28 protein-coding genes are annotated in these 22,809 nt (G+C 70.8%); 14 read left to right on the forward strand and 14 right to left on the reverse strand.

Annotated features, from left to right (window positions below; genetic code table 11):
- Positions 1-22 precede the first annotated feature (22 nt).
- Complete coding sequence (locus tag ACWD3I_RS10835) at positions 23-379, forward strand: PRC-barrel domain-containing protein (RefSeq protein WP_365393796.1); 357 nt, start codon at positions 23-25, stop codon at positions 377-379.
- 45 nt (positions 380-424) lie between these two features.
- Here the strand turns inward: ACWD3I_RS10835 and ACWD3I_RS10840 are convergent, their stop codons facing one another.
- The 8 genes from ACWD3I_RS10840 to ACWD3I_RS10875 all read right to left on the reverse strand — a co-directional run bounded on the left by ACWD3I_RS10840 (position 425) and on the right by ACWD3I_RS10875 (position 7,760).
- Positions 425-1,117, reverse strand: a complete 693-nt coding sequence (locus ACWD3I_RS10840) for a DUF5994 family protein (RefSeq protein ID WP_365393797.1) — start codon at positions 1,115-1,117, stop codon at positions 425-427.
- Positions 1,118-1,276: 159 nt separating this feature from the next.
- Complete coding sequence (locus ACWD3I_RS10845) at positions 1,277-1,987, reverse strand: restriction endonuclease (RefSeq protein ID WP_365393798.1); 711 nt, start codon at positions 1,985-1,987, stop codon at positions 1,277-1,279.
- Between the two features lie 288 nt (positions 1,988-2,275).
- A complete protein-coding gene (locus tag ACWD3I_RS10850; protein WP_365393799.1) occupies positions 2,276-2,446 on the reverse strand; it encodes a hypothetical protein in 171 nt (56 codons plus the stop codon).
- A 35-nt stretch (positions 2,447-2,481) separates the two neighbouring features.
- On the reverse strand, positions 2,482-2,838 hold the full coding sequence (locus tag ACWD3I_RS10855; protein WP_365393800.1) for a PRC-barrel domain-containing protein: 357 nt from the start codon (positions 2,836-2,838) through the stop codon (positions 2,482-2,484).
- 130 nt (positions 2,839-2,968) lie between these two features.
- Positions 2,969-4,078 (reverse strand): fatty acid desaturase family protein, encoded by a 1,110-nt coding sequence (locus tag ACWD3I_RS10860; protein ID WP_365393801.1) that lies wholly within the window; start codon positions 4,076-4,078, stop codon positions 2,969-2,971.
- A 19-nt stretch (positions 4,079-4,097) separates the two neighbouring features.
- Entirely contained in the window at positions 4,098-5,285 is a 1,188-nt protein-coding gene (locus ACWD3I_RS10865) for a ferredoxin reductase (RefSeq protein ID WP_365393802.1), read from the reverse strand.
- Positions 5,286-5,651: 366 nt separating this feature from the next.
- The gene (locus ACWD3I_RS10870; RefSeq protein WP_365393803.1) at positions 5,652-7,061 is read right to left on the reverse strand and encodes a PP2C family protein-serine/threonine phosphatase; all 1,410 of its coding nucleotides are present in this window, start codon (positions 7,059-7,061) and stop codon (positions 5,652-5,654) included.
- Between the two features lie 48 nt (positions 7,062-7,109).
- On the reverse strand, positions 7,110-7,760 hold the full coding sequence (locus ACWD3I_RS10875) for a hypothetical protein (protein WP_365393804.1): 651 nt from the start codon (positions 7,758-7,760) through the stop codon (positions 7,110-7,112).
- Between the two features lie 1,044 nt (positions 7,761-8,804).
- Here ACWD3I_RS10875 and ACWD3I_RS10880 point away from each other — a divergent pair.
- The 4 genes from ACWD3I_RS10880 to ACWD3I_RS10895 all read left to right on the forward strand — a co-directional run bounded on the left by ACWD3I_RS10880 (position 8,805) and on the right by ACWD3I_RS10895 (position 11,446).
- The gene (locus ACWD3I_RS10880; protein ID WP_365393805.1) at positions 8,805-9,230 is read left to right on the forward strand and encodes an STAS domain-containing protein; all 426 of its coding nucleotides are present in this window, start codon (positions 8,805-8,807) and stop codon (positions 9,228-9,230) included.
- Entirely contained in the window at positions 9,227-9,892 is a 666-nt protein-coding gene (locus ACWD3I_RS10885; protein WP_365393806.1) for a hypothetical protein, read from the forward strand. The genes ACWD3I_RS10880 and ACWD3I_RS10885 overlap by 4 nt, the downstream gene beginning before the upstream one ends.
- On the forward strand, positions 9,889-10,650 hold the full coding sequence (locus ACWD3I_RS10890; protein ID WP_365393807.1) for a GAF and ANTAR domain-containing protein: 762 nt from the start codon (positions 9,889-9,891) through the stop codon (positions 10,648-10,650). The genes ACWD3I_RS10885 and ACWD3I_RS10890 overlap by 4 nt, the downstream gene beginning before the upstream one ends.
- Before the next feature lie 79 nt (positions 10,651-10,729).
- Positions 10,730-11,446 (forward strand): GAF and ANTAR domain-containing protein, encoded by a 717-nt coding sequence (locus ACWD3I_RS10895; RefSeq protein WP_365393808.1) that lies wholly within the window; start codon positions 10,730-10,732, stop codon positions 11,444-11,446.
- 25 nt (positions 11,447-11,471) lie between these two features.
- On the opposite strand, the gene ACWD3I_RS10900 is transcribed toward ACWD3I_RS10895, so the two are convergent.
- The 4 genes from ACWD3I_RS10900 to ACWD3I_RS10915 all read right to left on the reverse strand — a co-directional run bounded on the left by ACWD3I_RS10900 (position 11,472) and on the right by ACWD3I_RS10915 (position 13,961).
- Entirely contained in the window at positions 11,472-11,900 is a 429-nt protein-coding gene (locus tag ACWD3I_RS10900) for a hypothetical protein (protein WP_365393809.1), read from the reverse strand.
- 129 nt (positions 11,901-12,029) lie between these two features.
- Positions 12,030-12,863 (reverse strand): DUF1206 domain-containing protein, encoded by an 834-nt coding sequence (locus ACWD3I_RS10905; protein ID WP_365393810.1) that lies wholly within the window; start codon positions 12,861-12,863, stop codon positions 12,030-12,032.
- A gap of 334 nt (positions 12,864-13,197) precedes the next feature.
- The gene (locus tag ACWD3I_RS10910) at positions 13,198-13,599 is read right to left on the reverse strand and encodes an ANTAR domain-containing protein (protein WP_365393811.1); all 402 of its coding nucleotides are present in this window, start codon (positions 13,597-13,599) and stop codon (positions 13,198-13,200) included.
- Between the two features lie 83 nt (positions 13,600-13,682).
- Positions 13,683-13,961, reverse strand: a complete 279-nt coding sequence (locus ACWD3I_RS10915) for a hypothetical protein (protein WP_365393812.1) — start codon at positions 13,959-13,961, stop codon at positions 13,683-13,685.
- A gap of 380 nt (positions 13,962-14,341) precedes the next feature.
- Between ACWD3I_RS10915 and ACWD3I_RS10920 the strand changes: the two genes are divergently transcribed.
- The 9 genes from ACWD3I_RS10920 (at position 14,342) to ACWD3I_RS10960 (ending at position 20,753) form a co-directional block, all read left to right on the forward strand.
- Positions 14,342-14,542 (forward strand): hypothetical protein, encoded by a 201-nt coding sequence (locus ACWD3I_RS10920; protein ID WP_365393813.1) that lies wholly within the window; start codon positions 14,342-14,344, stop codon positions 14,540-14,542.
- 117 nt (positions 14,543-14,659) lie between these two features.
- The gene (locus ACWD3I_RS10925; RefSeq protein WP_365393814.1) at positions 14,660-14,845 is read left to right on the forward strand and encodes a hydrophobic protein; all 186 of its coding nucleotides are present in this window, start codon (positions 14,660-14,662) and stop codon (positions 14,843-14,845) included.
- Between the two features lie 37 nt (positions 14,846-14,882).
- Complete coding sequence (locus ACWD3I_RS10930) at positions 14,883-15,056, forward strand: CsbD family protein (RefSeq protein WP_365393815.1); 174 nt, start codon at positions 14,883-14,885, stop codon at positions 15,054-15,056.
- 130 nt (positions 15,057-15,186) lie between these two features.
- A complete protein-coding gene (locus ACWD3I_RS10935) occupies positions 15,187-15,816 on the forward strand; it encodes a hypothetical protein (protein ID WP_365393816.1) in 630 nt (209 codons plus the stop codon).
- On the forward strand, positions 15,816-16,253 hold the full coding sequence (locus ACWD3I_RS10940) for a hypothetical protein (protein WP_365393817.1): 438 nt from the start codon (positions 15,816-15,818) through the stop codon (positions 16,251-16,253). The genes ACWD3I_RS10935 and ACWD3I_RS10940 overlap by 1 nt, the downstream gene beginning before the upstream one ends.
- A gap of 813 nt (positions 16,254-17,066) precedes the next feature.
- Positions 17,067-17,972, forward strand: coding sequence for an NADP-dependent oxidoreductase (locus ACWD3I_RS10945; RefSeq protein ID WP_365393818.1), 906 nt, complete (start codon positions 17,067-17,069; stop codon positions 17,970-17,972).
- Positions 17,973-18,023: 51 nt separating this feature from the next.
- Positions 18,024-19,085: an alkene reductase gene (locus tag ACWD3I_RS10950; protein ID WP_365393819.1), complete on the forward strand. Its 1,062-nt coding sequence runs from the start codon at positions 18,024-18,026 to the stop codon at positions 19,083-19,085.
- 8 nt (positions 19,086-19,093) lie between these two features.
- Entirely contained in the window at positions 19,094-19,573 is a 480-nt protein-coding gene (locus ACWD3I_RS10955; protein ID WP_365393820.1) for a MarR family winged helix-turn-helix transcriptional regulator, read from the forward strand.
- Between the two features lie 271 nt (positions 19,574-19,844).
- Entirely contained in the window at positions 19,845-20,753 is a 909-nt protein-coding gene (locus ACWD3I_RS10960) for an SDR family oxidoreductase (protein WP_365393821.1), read from the forward strand.
- Positions 20,754-21,156: 403 nt separating this feature from the next.
- Here the strand turns inward: ACWD3I_RS10960 and ACWD3I_RS10965 are convergent, their stop codons facing one another.
- On the reverse strand, positions 21,157-21,708 hold the full coding sequence (locus ACWD3I_RS10965) for a hypothetical protein (protein WP_328364929.1): 552 nt from the start codon (positions 21,706-21,708) through the stop codon (positions 21,157-21,159).
- 27 nt (positions 21,709-21,735) lie between these two features.
- Positions 21,736-22,707, reverse strand: coding sequence for a hypothetical protein (locus ACWD3I_RS10970; RefSeq protein WP_365393822.1), 972 nt, complete (start codon positions 22,705-22,707; stop codon positions 21,736-21,738).
- Positions 22,708-22,809: the final 102 nt, after the last annotated feature.

The raw sequence follows: 22,809 nt of genomic DNA on the forward strand, positions 1-22,809 counted from the left end.
GTCGTCCAGGCAGGGAGAGGCCATGATTCACGCAGCCGACGTCCGGGAATGGCGCAACCGCGATGTCATCGACTCCGAGTCGCACAAGATCGGTGTCCTGGAGTCCGTCTATGTGGACACCAGCACCGACGAGCCGGCCATGGCCACGGTACGGACCGGACTGCCGACCCGGCACCGGCTGGTCTTCGTCCCTCTCCAGGACGCGATCGTCGGGCCCGACTACCTCCGGGTCGACCATGCCAGAACGCTGGTGAAGCAGGCCCCTTCGATCGGCACCGACGACGTCCTGCCCGCGGCGCAGGAGGAAGCGATCTTCAAGCACTACGGACTCCCCTACCAGCCCGGGGAGGCCGGCGAACGGCAACTGGCGCGCCGCTGACCACCTTCGTCGCACAGGTGTCGCGGGCTGCCGACGGGGCTCTGCTCAGCCGGCCCGGGTGATGCCGGCGGCGGCCAGGATCCGCTCGGCCGAGACGGCGTCGTCGTCCTGTACGGCCATGACCATCGCGGCGTGCGCGGGCCCGCTGCCGGTCCCCGGCGGGATCACGAGGAACAGGAAGTGGTCCTGGTCGCCACGGGTGACGATCATGGTGTGGTCGCCCACGGCGGACCAGCCGATGCGGACCATGTGCCGGTCGACGAACAGATGGCCCGGGGACCCGTCCCAGTCGCTCGCGCCCAGGCCCACGCGGGCGAGGGGGCCCAGGCGGGCCGTGAGCGCGGCGAGGAGACCGGGCAGCTCGCTCCTGGGGTCGCGTGTCCGCGGCCACCACGCTCCGTCGAACGTCCCCGTGCGCCTGGCCGTCGTCTCCATCCGCAGGACAGCCGTGCCGGGAAGCACCGGCTCACCGCTGGTGTCCGCCAGAAGCCCGACAGGGCGCGCCGCCTCCTCGATCAGTCGGCCCGTGCCCGACATGCGCAGCGGGCCGCTCACGGCAGCCATCAACCAGGCGGCCGAGACGGGAACCGTCCGCGGATCGAGTACGGCCAGGGAGCGGGGCCACCAGGCGCCGTCCAGCAGATCCGGTGTCGAACCGGTGGGAGCCTGCGACGCGCGGAGAGAGGGAGGGGAGCGCCGGTCCTCTGGACCCGGCGGGTACGGAACGGTCGCGGTCATGAGGGGAACCCTGCTCCGGGCCGGTCGGAACCGGCCCGGCGTGATCAATCGCCGAGAACGACACGGGCTTGGTGGCCGGTGCGCGAAAAACCCTCGATGACGCCACCGTACTCCTCCGGCGGCCGTACGGACTCAACTCGCCATGCGCACCGCGTCCGTTCAGGGCGACAGCGCCGCCCGCCTCCCCGTCGGAGGCAGCCGCTGAAGCAGTTCCCAGAGCGGCTGTGAACCTCCCGCCCACTTCCCCAGGGTTCCCCGGTCGACCAGATGCAGCTTCTGGGACTTCGCGAGCGGCGCACACCCCGCGGTGAAGCGTCCGTTCGTCACCAGGACCACCACGTCCCCGCCGTGCAGCTGACGACCGGTGCCGTTGAGCACATGCAGATCCGGGGTACCCACCGGAGTCCCCGAGGCCCCGTCCTGCCGGTGCTTGCACTGGATCACCCAGCGCCTGCCCAGCGGATCGGTCGCCGTCACATCCGCCCCGTTGTCCCCGGCCCCGCCCACCTGAACGGCATCGGCACAGCCGTCACGGCGCATCAGATCCCGTACCGCGAACTCGAAGTCCTCGTGGTGGAGCCCGTCGAGCTGAGGCAGCCCGTAGCGCAGCCTCCGCACGTGCACCCGCTCCCAGTGGGCGCTCACCGCCCACTGCGTGAGCCAGAGACCGCCGGCCCCCACCAGGACAGCGGCGAACACGGCGAGCCACCACCAGCCGCCCAGCAGCCACTGCCCCAGGGCGCCGCAGAACCCGACACCCGCGGCGGCCGCGACGGCCAGTGCCGACGCCTGGGGCTCGCCGGGCTTCGTCGGGGTCGAGACACGCTTCGGTGACTTACGGGTCCGCCGCACCGGCGGCCGGCGGCTCACCGCTGCCCCCGGACTTGCGTTCCGTCGTTCCTCACGTACGGATCGGTCCAAGGCACCGTGTCCTCCTCGGCGCTCCTGCGCGGCCGCTCCGACCGGACAACAGGCGCCGACGCGGACATTCTTGACACTAGGTCAGATTCCGCGCCGCACGGTGAGAGGGCACCCTTTTCGGCCGTCCCGAACACTCACACCCCGCACACGCGTTCCCATCGAGTGCGCTGGCCAGGGAAAGCGAATCCGAGCGGTAATCAGAACTCGGCCGAGAAGCGCACGTACCGCCCGTCGCCGTCAGCGCACAGGACGCCGACGAGCACGCCGGGACACCCGCACGGCGACGACGGTCACATCGGCCACGAGCACCACGATGCCGATGATCAGCAGATAGCCCAGGCCTTCGGCCGTCGCGCCGATGATTCCCAGGATCACGGCGACAAGGGCGAAGAAGAGAAAGTACGCCACGCCTCGGACACCTCCCTTTTGGACCGTGCCGTCGCTCAGCGGCGGGCGAGCTTGCGTTCGCCGTTCGCGCCCGGCTGGTACGTCATCCCGTAGTGCTGGAAGATCGCTTCCTCCTGCTCGGCGGGCAGGACGTCGTCCGTGCCGATCGAGGGTGCCTTTCTGACCAGGCTCCTGTCGTAGGCGATCTTCACGTAGCCCGGCCCCAGGAGTGCGTCGTCGAGGGGCACGAAGACCAGACGCCGACGACTCGGCAATCCGGTCCGCACGGTCACCACAGCCGGTTCGTCGCTGACGGTGTCCACGTACACCGCTTCGAGCACACCGATCCTGTGCCCCTTCGGGTCCACGACGTCATGGGTGCGCCACTCTCGGATATCGGCTGCGTGGATCATCCGCTGCCCCTCCTGCGCCGGACACCCGCCGATGCGGCGGTGCCAACGACTCCGGCGCAACCACGCCGGAGTCGCCCTTCCGGGCGGCTGCACGTGAGAGTGAGCCGACCCACACCCCATCGTACTGCGGCTACCCGGCCCGAGCCCGGCGGCGACGGGGCGCATCCGGCACCGAGTACCGCAGGACGCGGCCCCACATCGACACGTACTGGCGCCACAGCGGACCGCTCACATACGTGATCCCGTGCCGGGCGCAGATCTCACGCACCTGCGGCGCGAGGTCGGCGTAGCGGTTGCTGGGCAGGTCGGGGAAGACGTGGTGCTCGATCTGGTGGCTCAGGTTGCCGGTGAGCAGGTGGAGGAGAGGACCGCCCTCGATGTTCGCCGAGCCCTGGATCTGACGCAGGTACCACTGACCGCGCGTCTCGCCCTCCAGTTGTTCCTCCTCGTACGAGAAGGTCCGGACGTCGCCCGGGAAGTGCCCGCAGAAGATCACGGTGTGCGCCCAGATGTTGCGCAGCCCGTTCGCGGTGACGTTGCCCAGCAGACAGGGCAGCGCGGACGGCCCGGCGAGCAGCGGGAAGAGGACGTAGTCCTTGGCGACCTGGCGTACGGCCTTGCGGGCCAGCCCTGCCAGGTCGCCGAGGAGGGCCCGCACGCTCTTGCGGCCGGACGGGACGGCGTCCGCCTCCAGGTCGTAGAGGGCGATGCCCCACTCGAAGACGGGCGCGAGGAGCGCGGTGTACAGCGGCTGGAGGAGGTGGGCCGGATGCCAGGGCTGGTCCGGGCTCATGCGCAGGATCGTGTAGCCGAGGTCCCGGTCGAGGCCGACGACGTTGGTGTACGTGTGGTGCAGGTGGTTGTGGGTGTGCTTCCAGGCGTCGGCGGGGGTGAGGAAGTCCCACTCCCAGGTGGTGGAGTGGATCGCCGGGTCGCCCATCCAGTCCCACTGGCCGTGCAGGATGTTGTGGCCCAGCTCCATGTTCTCCAGGATCTTGGCGGTGGTCAGCAGCGCGGTGCCCGCGAGCCAGGCGGGCGGGAAGAGGGATACGGCGAGGGCGGCGCGGCCCCCGGTCTCCAGTCCGCGCTGGGCGGCGATCACCGTACGGATGTAGCGGGCGTCCTTCGCGCCGCGCGCCGCGACGATCTCGGCGCGGAGGCGGTCCAACTCCTCACCGAGCAGGTCTGTTTGATCCTCGATGGAATGAAGTGGGGTGACAGGTAAGGCAGTTGTGGACATCGCAGGCTCCTCGAGGGGCCTAGAGAGCGAGGGTGAGCGGACCTGCCGCACCATTGACGCAGGTCTGGATCAACTCACCTGGTGCACCGTGCGGTTCACCGGTCCGCAGATCGCGGACCCGGCCGTGGACCAGCGGGACGAGGCAGCCGAAGCAGATCCCCCGGCGGCAGCCGTAGGGCATCGCCACCCCCGCCGCCTCCCCGGTCTCCAGCAGAGGTGTGGACGCGGACGCGTCGGCCTCGATGCCGCTGCGCCCGAACCGGACCCGGCCGCCCGACGCGTCGGAGCCCCGCGGCCGTACGGGCGTCAGCCGGAACCGCTCCACGCGCAGCCGCTCACCGACGCCGGCCGCCGCCCAGTGCCGCTCCAGTGCGTCGAGCAGTCCGTCCGGACCACAGGCCCAGGTCTCCCGGCCGTACCAGTCCGGACAGAGCACGCCCATGTGCTCGGGGACCAGCCGGCCCGCGGTACGGGTGTACCGCGCGTGGACGCTCAGCCAGGGCGACCGGGCTGCCAGAGCGGCCAGTTCGGCCCGGAAGAGGAACTCGTCAGGGCCGGGTGCGCTGTGCAGGAGTACGACGTCGGGGGCGGGCCCGGAGAAGCCGCGGCGCGCGAGGGTGCGCAGCATCCCGGCCACCGGGGTGATGCCGCTGCCCGCCGTCACCATCAGCAGCCGCGCCGGCAGCGGATCCTCCGGCAGCGTGAACTCACCCTGCGCGGGGCCGAGTCGGAGCACGGTGCCGGGCCGGGTGCGGTGCACGAGGTGCGGGCTGACCCGCCCGCCGGGCTGCTCCTTGACCGTGATGGTCAGCGTCCGGCCCGGCACCTGAGGGGGTGAGGTGATCGAGTACGTACGCCAGTGCCGTACGCCGTCGATCTCCACCCCCACCGGCAGATACTGTCCGGGCCGGTGTGCCGCCCAGCCGCGCCCGGGACGGATCTCCAGCGTGGCCGCCGCGGCGCACTCCGGCCGCACGGCGAGCACCCGGCCCGCGGGATGGCGCGCGGACAGCAGCGGATCGATCAGGCCCAGGTAGTCGTCCGGGGCGAGGGGACTCGCGAAAGGACCGGCGAGGGCACGGGTGATCCGGCCCGCCGCTGTCGGCACCCGGCCGCCGCTCCACTCGGCGAGTCTGTCGGCGAGAGCGGCGGCGGTACGGGAAGCGGCCGACGACAACGCCGGGATCGGCGCGCGCGGAACCGGCATGGAGGAACCCTTCTCTCGCACGGGGCACGCGGGGACAGGGCGCGTCGGACACGTCGGTTCGTCGGGCGCATCCCCGCATCATGTACGCGGGATCGCCTCGGGCACGTACCTCGGCCCCCGGGTGGCGGGCCGCAGTCGACGTCCCGCCAGAGAACCACAACGGCACGGCCCGTGACGGACACGGGACCAGATCCCGCCACCCCACCCGTCCCTCCTCCCCCTCTCGCCGGGCGACGGGGGAAGATCCCCGCGGGTCCGACGCGCAAGGACCTCGGAAACAGGGCGTACGCATTCCGCGCCCGTCCCTCGCACCATGGCCGAATCCCGTTCGAGCACGCCTGGCCGTGGAGAACGCACGCGGTGCCGTCAGCGTGCCCGTGAGGGCAGGCTGGTGTGCGCGGTGCCCGAAGCTCCGGAGGGTGCCGTGGCGGGTGTCGCCGAGGTCGCGCTGAGGGCGAGGAGCGCGACGTCGTCGGCGGGTCCCGCGGGGAAGGTGTCCAGCAGCGAGGTGAGGTCGCTGATGATCGCGGCGGCGCCGAGGGCCCGGTTGGTGGCGGCGTGGTGGGTGAGGTGGGCGGCCAGGCCGCTCTCGCCGAACCGGGCACCTCGGGAGGTGCGGGCCTCGGTGAGTCCGTTGCTGTAGAGGAAGAGTGCCTCGCCGGGCAGGAGTCGGATGTCCCGGGAGACGAAGTCCGCGTGGCGCAGCGCGCCGACGAGCATCCCTCCGGCCAGGCTCACCGGCTCGGTGCGGGCGGCCGCCCGGTCGGGCCCGTCGCGGCGGGCGGGGCGCAGATGATGGGCCGGGAGATGGCCGCCGCCGGCCAAGGTGAGGGCGAAACCGCCCGTGGGCTCGGGGGCGAGGGTGCCGAAGACCAGGGTGCAGAAGCCACTGCCGTCGGACGATGCCGCCAGCAGTGCGGAGTTCAGCGCCCGCAGTACGGCACCCGGGTCGCGCTCCAGCAGGGCGGTGGTGCGCAGGGTGTAGCGGATCAGCGAGGTGAGCGCGGCGGCGGGTGCGCCCCGGCCGCTGACGTCACCGAGGAAGAACGCCCACCGCCCGGCGCCGAGCGGGAAGACGTCGTAGAAGTCGCCGCCGACGTCGTGGACCGAGGCGGTGGTGTAGTGGCAGGCGGCTTCCAGTCCGGGTACTTCCGGCAGTGCCGGGGGCAGCAGGGTGCGTTGCAGGGTGGAGGCGTACGCGGCGATCTCCGACCGGTCCCGCTCGGCGCGCCGGCGTGCCGCGTGCTCGACCTCCACCAGTTCCCGTTCCACACGGAGCATGCGCAGTGCGGACAGCCGCAGTTCGAGTGCGTCCATCACCAGCGCCGCCAGGTCGGTCAGGGCGGTGGCCTGGTCAGGTGTGACGCGGCGCGGTCTGGTGTCCAGGACGTCCACGGTGCCCAGTCGGTGGCCGTCGCCGGTGGTGATCGGGGCCGCGGCGTAGAAGCGCACCCGGGCCGGACCGGTCACCAGACAGTGGGCGCGGGCGACCGGGTCGGCGAGGGTGTCGGGGACGACCAGAGGGCCGCCGGTCAGGATCGCCGAGGTGCACAGTCCCGGGTCCCGGCCGATCTGTGTGACCCCCGCCAGGCCGTACACGGCCTTGAACCAGACCCGGTCGGTGTCCACGATCGTCACCGTGGCGGCCGGAGCGTCGAACAGGCGGGCGGCCAGCGCGGCGATCCGGTCGAAGGCACCGTCGGGCGGGGTGTCCAGGATGTCGTAACGACGCACCGCGGCGATCCGCCGCGCCTCCTGCTCGGGAGACAGATCCACCCGTTCCTCCACGCCTCGGTACGCGCTGTGTCCGGCCGTCGCGGGTGGCTATTCGGGCCGTTGGGTGCGGTCGTTGTGGGTGAGGCCGTCCGGATGGTCCTCCGTGCGCTCGCCGAGCGGAAGAACCATCACCTGGAGGGTCGTCGGGCCGGGCATGCGCTGGATCCGCCCCGCTTCCTGCCAACCCCGGTCCATGTAGGCGGCGCGGACCGATCGGGCGGACCGATCCACCAAGGTGACGCCGAGCGAGGACTGGTGGTCGGCGAGCAGACGCTCCTGGAGCCGGCGGGCGAGACCGGGTGCGTGCCGGTGCGGATGGACGACGGTCTCGAGGATCGCGAAGACATGCCCGGAGGCGGTCAGTTGTTCCAGGTTCTGCGGCATCGGCCCGTCGAACCCCTCCCACCAGGAGCCGTCGCGCGGCACGGGGACCCCTGAGGCACAGCCGGTCAGGCCCTCCGCCTCGGCGACCAGCATGTCGAACCCGGGCAGTTGTACGTCGTGCTCCAGCCGGCGCAGGAACTCCTGTCGGTCACGGAACTCTTCGCCGGGCGGGGTGACGGACGACTCCACGTACAGATCCGCGAGGTCCTCCCGCATGCCTTCGGCCTGCCAGCGATTCAGCCGGCGCAACCGCACCGTGTCCAGGACGGAACGCTCCGGGCCTTCGGGTTCGTGCGGATGCCGCGAGCTGCTCATGGGGCGCCTCGGTTCAGAAGACCGGGAGGTGTACGGGAGTGCCGTCGTGGCCGACGGGGGTACGGCGCCTGGGTCCGGGACGTCCACAGCAGCATAGCCCCGGATCGGCGCCGTGCCGGGGCCCGTTGGGAGCACGGGGCCGTTGGGGCGCGGGCAGCTGGACGGTGAGTGTGCCGGAGGAGACCGCGACGGCGTCCCGGGTGCGCGGGCGGCGCCTGCGAACGGCCCTGTTCCGCTTCGCCTGTATCTGCTCTACGCTCCACGCAGGGAAGACGTACCACGACCGTGTCGGTACCAGCAGGTCTTCCTCACCAGGCTCCCTGCCCCCGAGTCGGAACCCAGGCCCGGCCGGAGCCGCATCGTCGCAATGCGCGGCTCCAGCCTCCGTCCTCCCGGCATTTCCAGACGGGGTGTCCTCACCGAATCCCGCCGCCGCGGAGGACAGCGCGCGAGGACACGGTGGAGGGGGGCCTCCCAGCCTCGCGCCACGTACGGCCGCCGCCGCACCGTGGCGGCGGCCGTACGGGCCGCGAGCCCCGGTTCGGGTCGGCGCCGACCGGGGAGCCGGCAGGCAGCGGCGCAGCACGTGGATTCCGGGGGCCTCCTGTGCGGCGGTGTCGGCCGTCTTCTCCACCATCCCCTCCGTGATGGTCGTCCGGCCCCGGAGCCCCGGCGGTTCCTGAGGCCCGGGCCGCACGCGAAGCCACCTTCTCAGGGCCTTCGGCGCCGTCCGCATCCTGGGACTGGCGGCTTCCGGCCGTCCGCAGGACCGGGTCGGGGACTATGCTGCTTGTACGGACGTCCCAGACCCCGGCGGCTTGTCGTTGCTCGATACAGATGGCGGCGGGGAGCGGATCTTCTGTCCGTCACCCGGCGCATCCCTGGAGGGAACTGGGTGGGTCCGCTGTCCTGTCGCACAGGCTGCGGGGCCCACCGATGCTCCGCCTCCGTCGAACGTACGCCCCTGCCAGGAGCACGCCGAGAGAGCCGGGAACGCCGGCGTCACCGCGTGCGCTGCCGGATGGTCCTGTGAACCGAGGCGTCATGCCCTTCCCCCAGCTCACCGTCTACCGCCATGACCGACGGAACCGGGCGCTGATCACCCTGGCCGGTGAGATCGACCTGGAATCGGCCTCGCTGGTGCGCACAGCACTGGCGCGGTGTCTGCGCGACGGCATCCGCATCGTCGATGTCGACCTCACCCCCGTCACCTTCTGCGACTGCGCCGGCCTCAATGCCTTCCTGTACGCCGCACAGCGGACCGTCGAGTCCGGCGGGACCCTGCGACTGCACCACCCGCCACCGACACTGGGCCGGATACTCGACCTCACCGGCTGCGGGGCCCTTCTCCTCGGCCCTCCGCCCGGGCATCCGGCGCGTTCTCCCAGGGACGTCCCGGCCCCGGTCGCCCAAGCCCCGCCGCGCCGACCCGTTGCGCTGGGCTCCGTCCTGTCGGGTGATGCGCGGTGACAGCCCGATCGGAGCGGGGGCGGCAACGAGAGCCCCGGGGCAGCGAGTCGGTCACGATGGACGCGGTCCTGTTGCGTCGGGTGAACCGCTGGCAGGCGCAGGCTGTGAGCGGGGAGCTCGCGGATCTGTACGTGGACTCCCGCGAGACGTCTCCCCGTGAGGCGTATCGGCCACCCGGCCGCCAGGACTTCCTGCACCGTCTGACCGCCGAGATCCGTCGGCCGGGGTTCGCCATGGTGATCGCGGAGAGGGACGGTCCGGTGGGGTGCGCTTTCGGGTTCCCGGTGCGCAGCGACGGCTTCTGGTGGCTCGGGTTCGACGGGGCGCTGCCGCGCGGTATCGAGCGACTCACCGAGTCGGGCGGAGTCTTCGCGATCACCGACGTCCTGGTCCGCCCGCACCCGCGGGACCAGGACGTGGCCCACCGGTTGCAGGAGCGGCTGCTGACCGACCAGCGTGCGGCGCTCGGCGCCACCCTGGTGGACCGGTTCGATCACCAGGCCCTCGCCGCGCTCCGCGCCTGGGGATGGCTGGACGTGGGAGAGATCTGGAGGCCGGTCAGCGCCACGCTGCTCCGGGTGCTGGTCCTTCCGGTCGGGGAGCGAACCGCCGCGCGGCTGGAAGGACTTGCGCACGATGCCTGGACGCGGTGGCCCGGATGAGGTCCGACAGCCGCTCGGCGCGGATCCAGGCGCTGGTCGCCGCGCAGGCGGCGCGACGCGGTGCCCGGGTCGGTGTGGTGGACGTGTGCACCGCGGCCGTGGCCGCGCTCCCGATCGGCGGGGCCGGGCTGTCGGCGATGTCCCGGACCACGGCGAGTCATCCGCTGTGCAGCACCGACGACATCAGTGAGCAGTTGGAGGAGTTGCAGCTCATGCTGGGCGAGGGGCCCTGCGTGGACGCCTTCACCCAGGGCTCGGCCGTCCTGACGCCCGATCTGCGGACCGGTGCGCTGCAGGACCACTGGGTCGTGTTCGCGGATGCGGCCCTGGGCGCAGGGGTACGAGCCGTCTTCGCGCTCCCCCTGCAGATGGGGGCGATCAGCCCGGGAGTCCTGGACCTGTACGCCGACGTGCCGACCGTGCTGGACGCCGAGGAACTGGCCGACGCGCAGGCCTTCGCCGATCTCGCGACGCTGCTCCTGCTCGACGCGCGGATCGAGGAGACGGGCGCGCCTGCCGACGGGGCGTCGTCGGACCGCGGCCTCGAGGACCTGGGCGCGTACCGGGCGGAGATCGACCAGGCGACCGGCATCCTCACCGTCCAGCTCGGCGTCGGCATCGACGAGGCCTTCGTCCGGCTGCGCGCCTACGCCTTCATGCAGGGACTCCGGCTCGCCGACGTGGCCGCCGACGTGGTGGCCCACCGGCTTCGCTTCTCCCCGGACTCGGAACCCCGACGGACCGACGAGGAGCCCTGATGCACCGGTGCCATCCCACTGACGCGCCCATACTTCCCGCCGCTTCCCGGCGGGCCTAATCTCCATCGAGGGTGACGCGATGAATCAGCAGCTCCTGGCCAAGACCTTCGTCGAACTGGCGGACAACCTGGTCGCCGACTTCGACCTGATCGACTTCCTGCGCCTGCTCACCGACCGCTGTGTAGGACTGCTCGGCGCGAGTGCCGCCGGGGTGCTGCTCGCGGACCGCGACGGCGAACTCCGTGTGATGGCAGCCTCCGACGAACAGGTACGGCTGGTGGAGCTCTTCCAGCTCCAGAACGACGAGGGCCCCTGCCTGGAGTGCTTCCGTACCGGCGCCCCCGTGATCGTCCCTGATCTGACCCGGGAGGCCGACCGCTGGCCGCGCTTCGTCACGGCGGCCCACCGCGGTGGCTTCGGGTCGGTGCAGGCGCTGCCCATGCGCCTGCGGGACGAGGTCGTCGGCGCCCTGAACCTGTTCCGCGCCGCCCCCGGGCCCTTCGACCCGGCGGGCACACTCGTCGCCCAGGCCCTGGCCGACGTCGCCACCATCAGCCTCCTGCAACAGCGCACCGCTCACCGCAGCAACGTCCTCAACGAGCAGCTGCAGACCGCGCTGAACAGCCGCGTACTGATCGAACAGGCCAAGGGCAAACTCGCCGAACGCCAGAACATCGACATGGAGCGGGCGTTCACCGCGCTGCGTGGTTACGCCCGCGCCCACAACCGCCGCCTGTCCGACCTGGCCCGCGCCTTCATCGACGACTCCGAACCTCTCCCCGGCCTGGGGTCCTGACACCGTCACCGGGACCGCTGGATCGTCAGTGAGCGGACCGGTGGTGGAACCAGTGGTTCTTGTGACGGGGGCGTTCGACCGGTCCGGCAGGGTCTTCGTCGGTCCTTTCCGTCTGCGCCGGCTGAGCGCGGGCGGAGTCGCGTTCGTTGATCAGAACGCCCCGATCCTGTTCGGCTGCGGCTGTCTCGCGCCGATTCTGCTCGAGCTCACGACGTGCGGTGCGGCCGCGGCGAGCGGTACGGCGGGTACCGGTCATGAGCAGGCTCAGCCCGAACAGAGCGGCCGCCCCGACGACGATGCCGTAGAGGAAAAGGGTGCCGGTGGAGCCGGTGACGTCGACTCCGAAGACGGAGAATCCGCCGGTGAACTCGTGGGCGCTGCCACTGTTGGAAAGAACGCCGGCAACGCCGATGACCACAGCGGCGACGAGAATGACGAGTCCAAGGATGATCATGAGGTGCTCCTGGGATCTGCTTCCTCTCACCACGGTAGAACCGTTCTGCCCTGCACGCCACCGCCACAGGTTGCGTCTGTCCCGAGATTGAGGTATGGGCGAGCCTGGAGGACACCTCGGCTCACCGGTTCACAGTCGGCGCCAGCGGGCCGAGGCGAAGGAGAAGACACCGAAGAGGATCAGCCCGATCGCGACGGCGACCAGGAGCCATGGCCCCACCGGCGTCTGCGTGAAGCTGCGGAGCGTCGCGTCCACGCCCTTGGCCTCGTCCGGGTCGAAGCGGACGGCTGCCACCAGGATGAAGATCCCGGCTGCCGCGAACACCACGCCACGCGCCACGCCTCCGCCCACGCCCAGGGCGGTGACGACCTGCTTCGTACGGTGGCTCATGGCGCCGGTGTCCAGCTGCTTGAGGAAGCGCCGCATGGCCGCCCGGACGGCGAGGACCGCGCCGATGCCGATCAGGAGGCACCCCGCGGCTCCCACCAGCACTTGGCCGTACGAGAGTTTGAGCGTCGATGCCGTCCAGTCCTGCGACTGTTCGTTGCCGCTGGAACCCTGGCCGCCGCCGGCGGCGTACACCGCGGTGGTCCAGCAGACGAAGGCGTAGAAGACCGCCCGCCCGCCGTCGAGGACCCGTGCCCCCGCCTTCCGCCGAGGTCCCCTGGTCAGGGCCGCACGGGTACCCCGCCAGAGCGCCATGGAGGCGAAGCCGACCACCAGCGCCCACAGCATCACTTTCCCGAACGGCTGCTCCGCGACCTGGGCCAGCGCGCCCTGCCGGTCAGCCGACTCGCCGCCGCCGCCGAGGGCGATCCGCATGGCAAGAGCGCCGATGAGGACGTACACCACGCCTCGTGCGACAAAGCCCGCTCGCCCCGCGGCGGACACCGTCTCGTTCTGGGTGGAACGGGCCGCGGACTTCACGTCCCGGCCGCGCCCTTGTGCGTTGAACAACGTCACGATGCCCTCCCCATGGCGCGGGCGCGCGGTACGCGTCCACCGCTCCTGAGTGCCCGAGGCCGGGCATTTGATGCGAGCGGTCGACGAGCGACGGCCCGTCACCGCCGCTCCGGCGCGTGCGGGCGCCGCAGCGTGCGACACCACTCGCGCCGTATCCACTCGGGGAGCTCCTGGCCCTTCGTAGTGGCGACCAGGGCCGCAGCCACGTCGCGAACCGTGACATTGCAGTGCCGCGACACGTCCACCAGCAGGCCCCGGGCTTGCTCGCAGGAACACGACGCCAGGATGCGTACCTCACGACACAGTCCTCACCAGCAGTCACCGTGTCCATGAATCATGGCCTGCCTCTTCCGGACGGCTCGGCCGCCGGTGCCGGGTCGCACGCTCGGTCCTCCGCGTAGAGCCGGCGCAGCGCATGCCGCAGCGCCCGCTGCATCAGCCGGGAGAGCGGCTCCCCCTCCCAGGCCGCGACCACGGCCGCGGACACGTCCGGAAGGCTGGCGTTGCACTGTCGCGAGATGTCCACCAGCAGGTTCCTGGCCGGCCCACGGCGGCAGGGGGCCAGGACCATCACCATCCCGCACGCCTGATCGATGACCATACGGCCGGCCAGCGCCCGCCGCAGCTGATCGATCTCGGCACGCAGCTTCGCGGCATCCTGGCCCGTTGCCTTCTCCGCCCAGGCCTCAGCCGCCTCGTCCCACCAGTTCTCCGGGAGCAGGATTGTGCGATGCATGGCATCCACCTCTCCACGATCTCCACGCGTCCGGTGCGGCACAAGCCGCCCCGGAACCTCCAAGCGTCGGGCGACTCCACCGCTCACCCCCGCCGTTCGTGGTCCCGACGGTCCTCGCGCCGCCAACGCGCCCGGTTCTGCCGGCTGTAGCGGCGGTCCCAGCGGTCCTGACGGTCCCGGCGGTTCTCATAGTCCCGGTAGTCCCCGAGATCGGAGCCGTCACCGCGGATCCACCCTCCCCCGCGATCGCGTCCGTGCCGAGTGGCACTGAAGACCAGCACGGCCGCGGCCACCCACCACACAGGGCTGAGGAAACCGAGACCGAACAGGACCACGGCGAGAACGAGAAACACAACGAACACGGCGGGCCTCCCCGGAGCGGAACAGAACATCACCGCCGGGGGCCAGGGCCTGTACCCACAGCGTAGCCCTCCCCAGAGGTCGCGGACAGCGGCCCACGTCAGCGTCTTCCGCCAAAGCCGGATGGCCACTTGCCGTCTGTCCAGGGATCGCGGTGAGGGCTAGCGTGCGCGGTACGGCCCGAGCCCCCGGCAGCGTCGATCACCTCTCGCGCTCCTTCGAGGGCGCACCTCACGCATCGGTGCCTGAACCTGCCTCGCCGCCAACAGGCTGCTCCCGCACCCGCCGTCGCCATGGGATCCCGGCACGGCCTCGATGCGCCCCAGACGGGCAACGATCCGCTGCCCGCCTCGCCGCACGCATCCCACCGCAGGTGGTAGGCATGTACGTACTCATCGTTCCGGCATCGGTCCCCTTCGTCCTGCTCGCCACCGTGATGGGCCTGTCCTGGTGGGAGGACCACATCCTGCCGGCGCCCCGGGCCGAGCAGTCCGAAGCTCCACTCGCCCCGGCCGTCCCGGCCCATCCCCTTGAACTCGCCCGTGCAGACACCACGTTGACAACGGAGGATGCCGGGCGTTGACTGACAGCACGGCGTAGGGCCATGCCACTCCGGCTTGTTCGGGGGCGGCATTCCACCTCCCCCGCTTCGCCCGGACCCCGCGGAACTCAGGAACTTCCGCGATCTGGAGGCCCGGCAATGATCCTGTGGATCCTTCTCTTTCTGCTGATCCTGGTGGTGTTCGGCTTCGGCTTCACCATGCAGGCCCTCTGGTGGGTCGCCGCCGTACTGCTGGTCGTCTGGATCGTCGGCTTCGCCATGCGCGGCCGCGGCGGTGGCAGGCGTAGCGGTGGCGGCCGCCGGTACAGCCACGGTCGCAGGTAGTCCACTCCACGCCCCAGCCGACGAACAGAGGACAGCCATGAGCGTCGGACAGACGATCAAGCACAAGACCCAGGCGTTCAAGGGCCGGTTCACCGAACGCATCGGCCGGACCACCCGCAACAGGCGACTGCAGCGCGAAGGCAGGACCGACCGGGTCGCCGGAAACCTCAAGCAGTCCGGCGACAAGGCCAAGGACGCCTTCAGGCCCTGACCACATACGCCCCGGGTGGTGACCACGTCACGTGGACATCACCCGGCAGGCTCGAACATCCCATCAGCCGACAGGAATTGACGGCAATGAAGCAGATCGACGCGCGAACCGAGAGCCGGAGAAGGCAGCCATGCTCACCATTGTGATCATCGCTGTGATCGTCATCGGCCTGGCCATCATCCTCTACACCGGACGTGGACGGGCCCGGGGCAGCGGCGGGCAAGGGCTCAAGCGCCGCTTCGGCCCCGAGTACGCCCGCACGGTCGCCGCCCACGACGGCGACACCAAGGCCGCCGAACAGGAACTCGGCGCGCGCGTGAAGGAGCACGGCTCCCTCACCGAGCAACCGCTGTCGCCCGCGGCCCACGAGCGCTATGTGACGCGATGGGCCGCGATCCAGGAGCAGTTCGTCGAATCACCGCAGCAGGCCATCATCGAGGCGGACGCACTGCTGGCACGCCTGGCAAGGGACCGCGGTTTCCCCGACGGCGAGCAGTTCGACGACCAGATCGCCGCCCTCTCCGTCCACCACTCCCACTCCGTCCAGGGCTACCGCAGCATGCACACGGCGGCCCGCGACCGGAGCGGCACCGAGGAAATGCGGGAGGCCATGGTCGAGGCCCGAAGCCTCTTCGAGGCACTGGTCGCCGAACAGACGACCGGCTCCACCTCCGACCGGCGCCCTCCGCGGTCCCCCGACGGCAACGGCCATGCGCCATGGGCACTGAGCCGACGCCACGCGAACGGAAGCCGCACCTGATGTCGCACAACGCCGAACACGCACCGCAACACCAGCCTGCGGCCCCGGATCCCGCGACCCCGCGCGCTCCGCAGGCACCCCGCGCCGAATCCGCTCACGCACCGCGTGAGCCCGGCACCGGCACCGCGAGGCCCGGCCGCACGCCCGGCCCGGACCTCATCGCGCAGGGCGAACGGGACAAGCTCGCGCTGCGCCTCCAACAGGCCCTCAACACCTTCGTCGACAACCCGCGCCAGGCGGTGGAAGAGGCCGACGCTCTCTTCGACGACGTCGCCACCCAGTTCACCGACACCCTCACCGAACGGCGCCGCGTCCTCCGTACGGGCTGGCAGGACCAGGACACCGACGCGCAGACCGAGGAGCTACGGATCGCGCTCAGGCAGTACCGGGAGATCACCGAACGACTGCTGCACATGTCGGCGCCCGCCGGCCGGTGACACCGCCCTCCTCGCAGGAAGCACAGCCGCCGCAGGAAACCGGTGGATGAACCACACCGGCCGACCGCGGCGGCTGTGTGCTGATGAAGCACTCAGTCCGGTCCGGTCGGCGGCTCCGAAACCGCCCGGGGCTCCAAGCGTGCGGCGTGCCGCCTGACGAGCTGCGGCAACACCCCCCACCGACCCCCGCACACCGGCAGCGTCGCCCTCCCGGCGCTCACACCCCCGACCCGGCCGAACACCACGTCGACGACGAGCAGCCCGTCCGGGGTGTGATCCTTCTCGTCCCGCTACTGACACCAGGGCGGGCAGGGGGCGACGAGTGCAAGCGGGTGGCCGTCGATGAACAAGCCCCGGGGCGGTGCTGTCGAGTTCGGCGGAGCCGTCAGCCGGACCGGGGCGCCGACGTGGCTCCCGGTCGCCTCGGCATGCGGATCCGTACTCGCTGTCCGGGCATGGAGCCCGTTGATCAGTACCGGGCTGGAGCCCGTCGGACTCCGCGCCACGGCAATCACATCCGGCCTCCCGACCGGACCACGGCCGCCGTCCACGACGGTCCGCCACACCGGCCACGCACTCCTCCGCCGGCGTCGGCATCTCCCACGGCGAGAGCTTCGATGAACTGGGCGGCTGCGCCGCGGCACTTCCTCGGGGAAGGCGCCTGACTTCCTGCGACGCGCGCTTCCGGTCGAGGCGGCCGCGATCGATCTTGCGTGGCCCACACGAAGCAAATACTTGGCTAGCCACATGTTTGCTGCTACGTTAATTATGTGTCCAGCCACCTAAATGGGTGACGGCACGAGAGGAGTCGTCATGAAAGCCATCCTGTTCGACCGTTTCGGAGGCACGGAAGTGCTGCACGAGGCGGACGTCGAGGTCCCGCAGCCCGGCCCCGGGCAGATCCGTGTCCGTGTCAGGGCGGCCGGGCTGAACGCGCTGGACGGCAAGATCCGCTCCGGGGCCATGGAGGCCGCGTTCCCCACGGCCCTGCCCGCCGTCCCCGGTGGCGAGCTCGCCGGCGTGGTGGACGCCCTGGGTGAGGGCGTGCGGGACGTGCAGGTGGGTGACGAGGTGCTGGGCTGGTCGGACACCGGCTCGTACGCCCAGTACGCGCTGGCCACCACCGTGGCCCCCAAGCCCGCCGGCCTCGACTGGCGGCACGCGGCCGCACTCCCGGTGGCGGGCGCGACGGCCGAGCGGGTTCTGGACCTGCTGGGTGTCGTCGCCGGGGAGACCGTACTGATGCACGGCGCGGCCGGGGCGGTCGGCACCCTGGCGGTCCAGCTCGCCACGGCCCGCGGAGCGCGTGTCATCGCCACCGCCGGCGCCGCGAACCAGGACTACCTCACCTCCCTCGGCGCCACCGCCACCCTCTACGGCGAGGGCCTGGTCGAGCGGGTCCGGGCGCTCGCCCCCGACGGCGTGGACGCGGTGTTCGACCTGGCCGGGAAGGGCGCCCTGGAGGACTCCATCACCCTGCGCGGCGGCACCGAGCGCATCGTCACCATCTCCGACTTCCGCGCACACCAGCTCGGCATCACCTTCTCCAGCAGTCCCCGGGAACGCTCCGCCGCCGGCCTGGCCGCGCTGGCGCAGGACGCCGCGACCGGCAAGGTCGTCACCACTGTCACCGCCTACCCGCTCGCCGAGGCCGCCACGGCCCAGCAGGTCAGCGACGCCGGGCACGTGCGGGGCAAGCTCGTCCTCACCGTCGACTGACCACGCCCGCCTCTCCCCTGTTTCGGCCATCACCGCACCGAAGGACCCCTCATGCTGAACGCCCTGTGGACACCGACCACCGTCGGTGACATCTCCCTCCCGCACCGCCTGGTCATGGCCCCCATGACCCGCGACCGCTCCACACCCGAAGGCGTACCGACCGAGCTGAACGCCGAGTACTACGCCCAGCGGGCCTCGCACGCGCTCATCATCACCGAGGGCACCCAGCCCTCCACGGACGGCCAGGGCTACCTCCTGACCCCCGGCATCCACAACGACGAGCAGATCGCCGGGTGGCGCAAGGTCACCGACGCCGTGCACGAGGCCGACGGCCGGATCGTCATCCAGCTGATGCACACCGGACGTATCGCCCACCCCGACAACACCCCGCACGGCCGTCAGCCGGTCGCCCCTTCCGCGATCCAGCCGCAGGGCGCGATGTTCACCATGTCCGGGCCCCAGGAGATGCCCACGCCCCGTGCTCTGTCGACACAGGAGGTCGCGGCGACCGTCGACGACTTCCGCCGCGCCGCGGCGGCCGCCATCGCGGCCGGCGCCGACGGCGTCGAGATCCACGGTGCCAACGGCTACCTCCTGCACCAGTTCCTCGCCGACAACACCAACCAGCGCACCGACCACTACGGCGGCTCCATCGAAAACCGCATCCGCTTCGCCGTCGAGGTCGCCGCCGCCGTGGCCGAAGAGATCGGCGCCGACCGCACCGGCCTGCGCATCTCCCCCGGCAACCCCTTCAACGACATCGCCGAGTCCGACACCGCCGAGCTGTACCCGGCGCTCCTGCGCGCCCTGAGCCCGCTCGGCCTCGCCTACCTCCACGTGATGCACGCCGGCGACGAGGAGCTGCTGGGCACCCTGCGCGCGCTGTGGCCGACCACGCTGATCCTCAACCGGGGCGGCACCGACCTGCCCACCCGCGCCAAGGACGTCGACAACGGCACGGCCGACCTGGTCTCCGTCGGCGCCCTCGCGCTCGCCAACCCGGACCTGGTTGAGCGGCTACGCTCTGACGCGCCGCTGAACACCCCCGACCCGGCGACCTTCTACGGCGGCGGAGTGGCCGGCTACACCGACTACCCCACCCACACCGTCTGAGGAACCGCATGCCCGCCTCCACCCACCGCACCCCTTCCACGGCCGGCGAGGGACCGATGAGCTACGCGATCTTCCAACTCGCCCGCGCCCACCGCGCCCGCGCCGCCGTCATGCTCCGCGAGATGGACCTGCACCCCGGACAGGAACTGCTGCTCATGCAACTCCTCGACCGGGACGGCCAGACCCAGTCCGAACTGCTCGAGAGCGTCGGCCTGGACCACTCCACCGTCTCCAAGTCCCTGCGCCGCATGCAGGAGGCCGGTCTGCTCGTGCGCGAGCCGGCCGCACACGACCGGCGCGTCATGGTCGTCCACCTCACCGACAAGGGGCGGGCGATGCGCGAGCCCCTGACGGCCATGTGGCGGGCCCTGGAGGAGACTTCCGCGCTGAACCTGTCGGCGCAGGAAGCGGAGTCCTTCGTCCGCACGGCCTACGTCATCGCCGACGCGATCAACAGCCGCGCTGTTCCGCGGGAAGAATCCGAGTAACTCCCCTCGGCAAGCGCCCCGGTTCCGTCCTGGAGTGCGAACCCTCCCGCTCATCAGGACGGAACCCGTTCGGGTGCCGGGCAACACCTCGCGGGGCCGGCGAGCCCTACCGCTTCGCCGGCCGGCCGCACCTCAACGACGGCCGCATCACCCACGCCCAGGGCACCTTCACCCTCCCCAGGCTCCCGCAGGCCGACGGCGCCATGCCCGCGGCCGACACTGCCCCGCCCCGCATCCCCCACCACTGACCTGACGGAAAGTGAGACCCCCCATGACCACCACCCTCCCCGTCCTCGTCGTCGGCGCGACCGGCTCCCTCGGCGGCAAGGTCGTCGACGAACTGCTCAAGCGCGGCAAGAACGTCCGCGCCCTGGTCCGGCCGACCACCGACGCGAGCAGGCTCGAAAAGCGGGGTGTCGAGATCGCCCGCGGCGACATGCTCGACCTCGACTCGCTCGTCGCCGCCATGAACGGCGCCGATGCCATGATCACCACCGCCGCCGGCTACACCCGCGGCGGCAAGAACGCGCACGACATCGACACCGTCGGCAACGCCAACCTCGCCGAGGCCGCCCACCGCGCCGGCATCCGGCGGTTCGTCCTGACCAGCATCCTCACCAGCGACCGGACGCCCCAGGTCCCGCACTTCTGGCACAAGAAGATCGCCGAGGACAAGCTCGAACAGCTCGGCGTCCCCTTCGTCGCACTGCGCCCCGGGGCCTTCCTCGACCAGATCGGAACCATGGCGGGCAACCCGATCGACAAGGGCCGCCTGACGTGGATCGGCAAGACCACCGTCCCGCTGACCTTCGTCCACACCTCCGACCTCGCGGCCTACCTGGCGGCCGCCGTCGACGCCGACGCCGCCAACGGCGAGCGCATCGACATCGGCTGGGACCGCCCGGTCAGCATGCGCGAGATGGCCGACCTGATGGGCAGCCGGGCCGGAAAGAAGATCAAGGTGTGGGCCGTGCCCTCCGCCGTCGCCCGCGCCGTAGGAGCCGTCGCCGGCCGCTTCATGCCCCTCGTCAAGGACATGACCGCGATGTTCGCCTGGTTCGACACGGGCCGCTACGTCGCCGACCCGCGCCGCCAGGAGCAGCTGTTCGGCCCCGTCCCCACGGCCGAGGACACCCTCGCCCGGTACACCGACGAGCTGGTCACGACGCGGCACCGGTGACACTCCCGGTGTCGGCACGCGGATTCGGTCCGTTCAGGCAGAGTTGACGCCCCGCCACCCCAAAAAGTGAACGTTTCCGCAGGTCAGCGACCTGCACAGGTGGGGCGGGTGGGACTCGAACCCACGGCCGACGGATTATGAGTCCTTTGAGGATCTTGGCGGCCCTTGTCGATCAATGCCAATCCTGGCCGTTTCCCCAGCTCAGACGGGGATTGACGCCTCAGCCCTTCTCAGCCCTTGTCAGTCTTTTCCGATCCTTGTGTCCAACCTGCGTCCAGAACGCGTCCCGGATGGACAAACCCGGCCGTCCCAGGGGCCGTCTCCCTCAACTGGGAGACGCGCTCCGAAACGGTGCACAGCGGATTCCCCTTCCGGATGCACCGAGGCTCCGCCCCTACACCTCTCACCCTCCCGGCCGCCGCGCCGGCGGCGATGTCGGGGCCGGCCCCGACGGAGTGAGCGTGACATCCGCGAGATCGATATCGCCCCCCGCGATGACTTTGCCGAACAGCCACACCAGCCGTGTCGCCCGTGCCACCCCCAGCGCCATGGCCGCCTCGGCCAACCAGTGTGTCCCGCCTGGGTCCCTCTGCGTCGTATCGAGGATGATGGCCAGCAGGCACAGCCCAGAGATCACCAGCGTCGCACTGAGGATGCTCATCCAATTCCGGCGGAACTGCGGCCCCTGTACAGGATGCGTGCGCAGCGTGCGCATACGTTGCCCGGTGGATGCGGCGTACAGGGTAACGGCCGCAGTGATGAAGCTGCCGACGACGGCGGCGACGGTCGCCGTCGCGGTGTAGACAGCGATCCTCTGCTCCCTGTCGGGCCAGGCCAGCACATCCCCGCCACCTGCGATCTGCACAGCCGCCGCATGCACGCCAGTGACCGTCAGCGCAAGGATCCAGTCCACCGCCGGCCGCCCCACCCATCGCCGCCACAGCCAATCCAGCACGTCGGCCCCCAACTCCTGCGCTGCTGCTCAGGTTAGCGGCCGGTACTGACAGGCTTCCTGGAGCGCACGTTCATGCGTACGGGCCGCGGCGAAGATCGCGTCGACGGCGTAATGCAGATCGACCGATCGGCCGTCGGTGAACGCGATCGGCACTTCGCACTGCGCTGTGATGCGGTGTGCCAGGAAGTCGAGCGGCTCGTACTCCAGGGACTGCCGGTGTGCGTCCCGTATAGCGACCTGGCCGCTGACCGAGCGCACCACACCCGACTCGTCCATCCACTCATCGAGGTCGGGAATGAACTGCAGTACATCACTGCGCAGTTGGGTGGCGGCACGGTTCCTGCGGAGTTTGCTCAGCCGTCCCCCGCGCCTGGGAACCTTCAACGAGAGCGTGATGGAAGTGTCGGGATGACGCTGCCCGAAGCTCCGCAACGAGTCCGCGAGGTCGCCTCGCGCGCTCAAGGCACTGGCCGTGTCCGCCGGGGCGCCTTCGAGCTGCACGGTGAACTCCGACACCGCCTCGATGCGGTTGAGTTTCTCACGGGCTCGCGCGTGAATGACCGGCTTGAGTACGACCTCGCCGCACGGGAGTCCGATCCCGTTCAGCCACTTGGTGATGGCGCTTACGCGCGGCGCGGAGAAGCCGCCGGGCAGGGCGCCGATGATGTTTCCGTAGGGCAGGAAGCAGAGCGTGGTCACGTGGACGACATCCGTGCCGGCCGCGAGCTGTAAGGCTTCAATGGTGCCGTTGCTGTGGTCGAGTTGGTGCGGTACTTCACCAGTGATCTTGGCGAGCTGGAGATGGTCCGCCTCGGTGGCCGTATCCACGATCCCGACCAGTTGGTCGTCCGCGCTGCGCACGATCCGCTCGTGCGGCTCCGAGGCCGCGACACGGTCAAGGAAGTCCCGCCAGGGCTGGGGTTCCATGCGGGGCTGGCCGTCTTTGGCTTCGACGACCTCGAAGAAATACACGGTCCGTTGGCGCACCGCCCCGGCCATATTCGTCTCCCCGCCTGCGGCTCATTGAGTGCCACATGATCATAGGCAGACGCGCCGTGACGCATGGCATACCGGCCACAGAATGGCCTGATCGCGACAATC

This window comes from Streptomyces sp. NPDC002817 (assembly GCF_053592055.1).

What these genes read in the sequence shown, in the direction of transcription:
- ACWD3I_RS10835 (WP_365393796.1), top strand. Translation starts at nt 23, where the DNA reads ATGATTCACGCAGCCGACGTCCGGGAATGGCGCAACCGCGATGTCATC.
- ACWD3I_RS10840 (WP_365393797.1), bottom strand. Translation starts at nt 1,117, where the DNA reads ATGACCGCGACCGTTCCGTACCCGCCGGGTCCAGAGGACCGGCGCTCC.
- ACWD3I_RS10855 (WP_365393800.1), bottom strand. Translation starts at nt 2,838, where the DNA reads ATGATCCACGCAGCCGATATCCGAGAGTGGCGCACCCATGACGTCGTG.
- ACWD3I_RS10860 (WP_365393801.1), bottom strand. Translation starts at nt 4,078, where the DNA reads ATGTCCACAACTGCCTTACCTGTCACCCCACTTCATTCCATCGAGGAT.
- ACWD3I_RS10865 (WP_365393802.1), bottom strand. Translation starts at nt 5,285, where the DNA reads ATGCCGGTTCCGCGCGCGCCGATCCCGGCGTTGTCGTCGGCCGCTTCC.
- ACWD3I_RS10875 (WP_365393804.1), bottom strand. Translation starts at nt 7,760, where the DNA reads ATGAGCAGCTCGCGGCATCCGCACGAACCCGAAGGCCCGGAGCGTTCC.
- ACWD3I_RS10880 (WP_365393805.1), top strand. Translation starts at nt 8,805, where the DNA reads ATGCCCTTCCCCCAGCTCACCGTCTACCGCCATGACCGACGGAACCGG.
- ACWD3I_RS10890 (WP_365393807.1), top strand. Translation starts at nt 9,889, where the DNA reads ATGAGGTCCGACAGCCGCTCGGCGCGGATCCAGGCGCTGGTCGCCGCG.
- ACWD3I_RS10895 (WP_365393808.1), top strand. Translation starts at nt 10,730, where the DNA reads ATGAATCAGCAGCTCCTGGCCAAGACCTTCGTCGAACTGGCGGACAAC.
- ACWD3I_RS10900 (WP_365393809.1), bottom strand. Translation starts at nt 11,900, where the DNA reads ATGATCATCCTTGGACTCGTCATTCTCGTCGCCGCTGTGGTCATCGGC.
- ACWD3I_RS10910 (WP_365393811.1), bottom strand. Translation starts at nt 13,599, where the DNA reads ATGCATCGCACAATCCTGCTCCCGGAGAACTGGTGGGACGAGGCGGCT.
- ACWD3I_RS10920 (WP_365393813.1), top strand. Translation starts at nt 14,342, where the DNA reads ATGTACGTACTCATCGTTCCGGCATCGGTCCCCTTCGTCCTGCTCGCC.
- ACWD3I_RS10925 (WP_365393814.1), top strand. Translation starts at nt 14,660, where the DNA reads ATGATCCTGTGGATCCTTCTCTTTCTGCTGATCCTGGTGGTGTTCGGC.
- ACWD3I_RS10930 (WP_365393815.1), top strand. Translation starts at nt 14,883, where the DNA reads ATGAGCGTCGGACAGACGATCAAGCACAAGACCCAGGCGTTCAAGGGC.
- ACWD3I_RS10935 (WP_365393816.1), top strand. Translation starts at nt 15,187, where the DNA reads ATGCTCACCATTGTGATCATCGCTGTGATCGTCATCGGCCTGGCCATC.
- ACWD3I_RS10940 (WP_365393817.1), top strand. Translation starts at nt 15,816, where the DNA reads ATGTCGCACAACGCCGAACACGCACCGCAACACCAGCCTGCGGCCCCG.
- ACWD3I_RS10945 (WP_365393818.1), top strand. Translation starts at nt 17,067, where the DNA reads ATGAAAGCCATCCTGTTCGACCGTTTCGGAGGCACGGAAGTGCTGCAC.
- ACWD3I_RS10950 (WP_365393819.1), top strand. Translation starts at nt 18,024, where the DNA reads ATGCTGAACGCCCTGTGGACACCGACCACCGTCGGTGACATCTCCCTC.
- ACWD3I_RS10955 (WP_365393820.1), top strand. Translation starts at nt 19,094, where the DNA reads ATGCCCGCCTCCACCCACCGCACCCCTTCCACGGCCGGCGAGGGACCG.
- ACWD3I_RS10960 (WP_365393821.1), top strand. Translation starts at nt 19,845, where the DNA reads ATGACCACCACCCTCCCCGTCCTCGTCGTCGGCGCGACCGGCTCCCTC.
- ACWD3I_RS10970 (WP_365393822.1), bottom strand. Translation starts at nt 22,707, where the DNA reads ATGGCCGGGGCGGTGCGCCAACGGACCGTGTATTTCTTCGAGGTCGTC.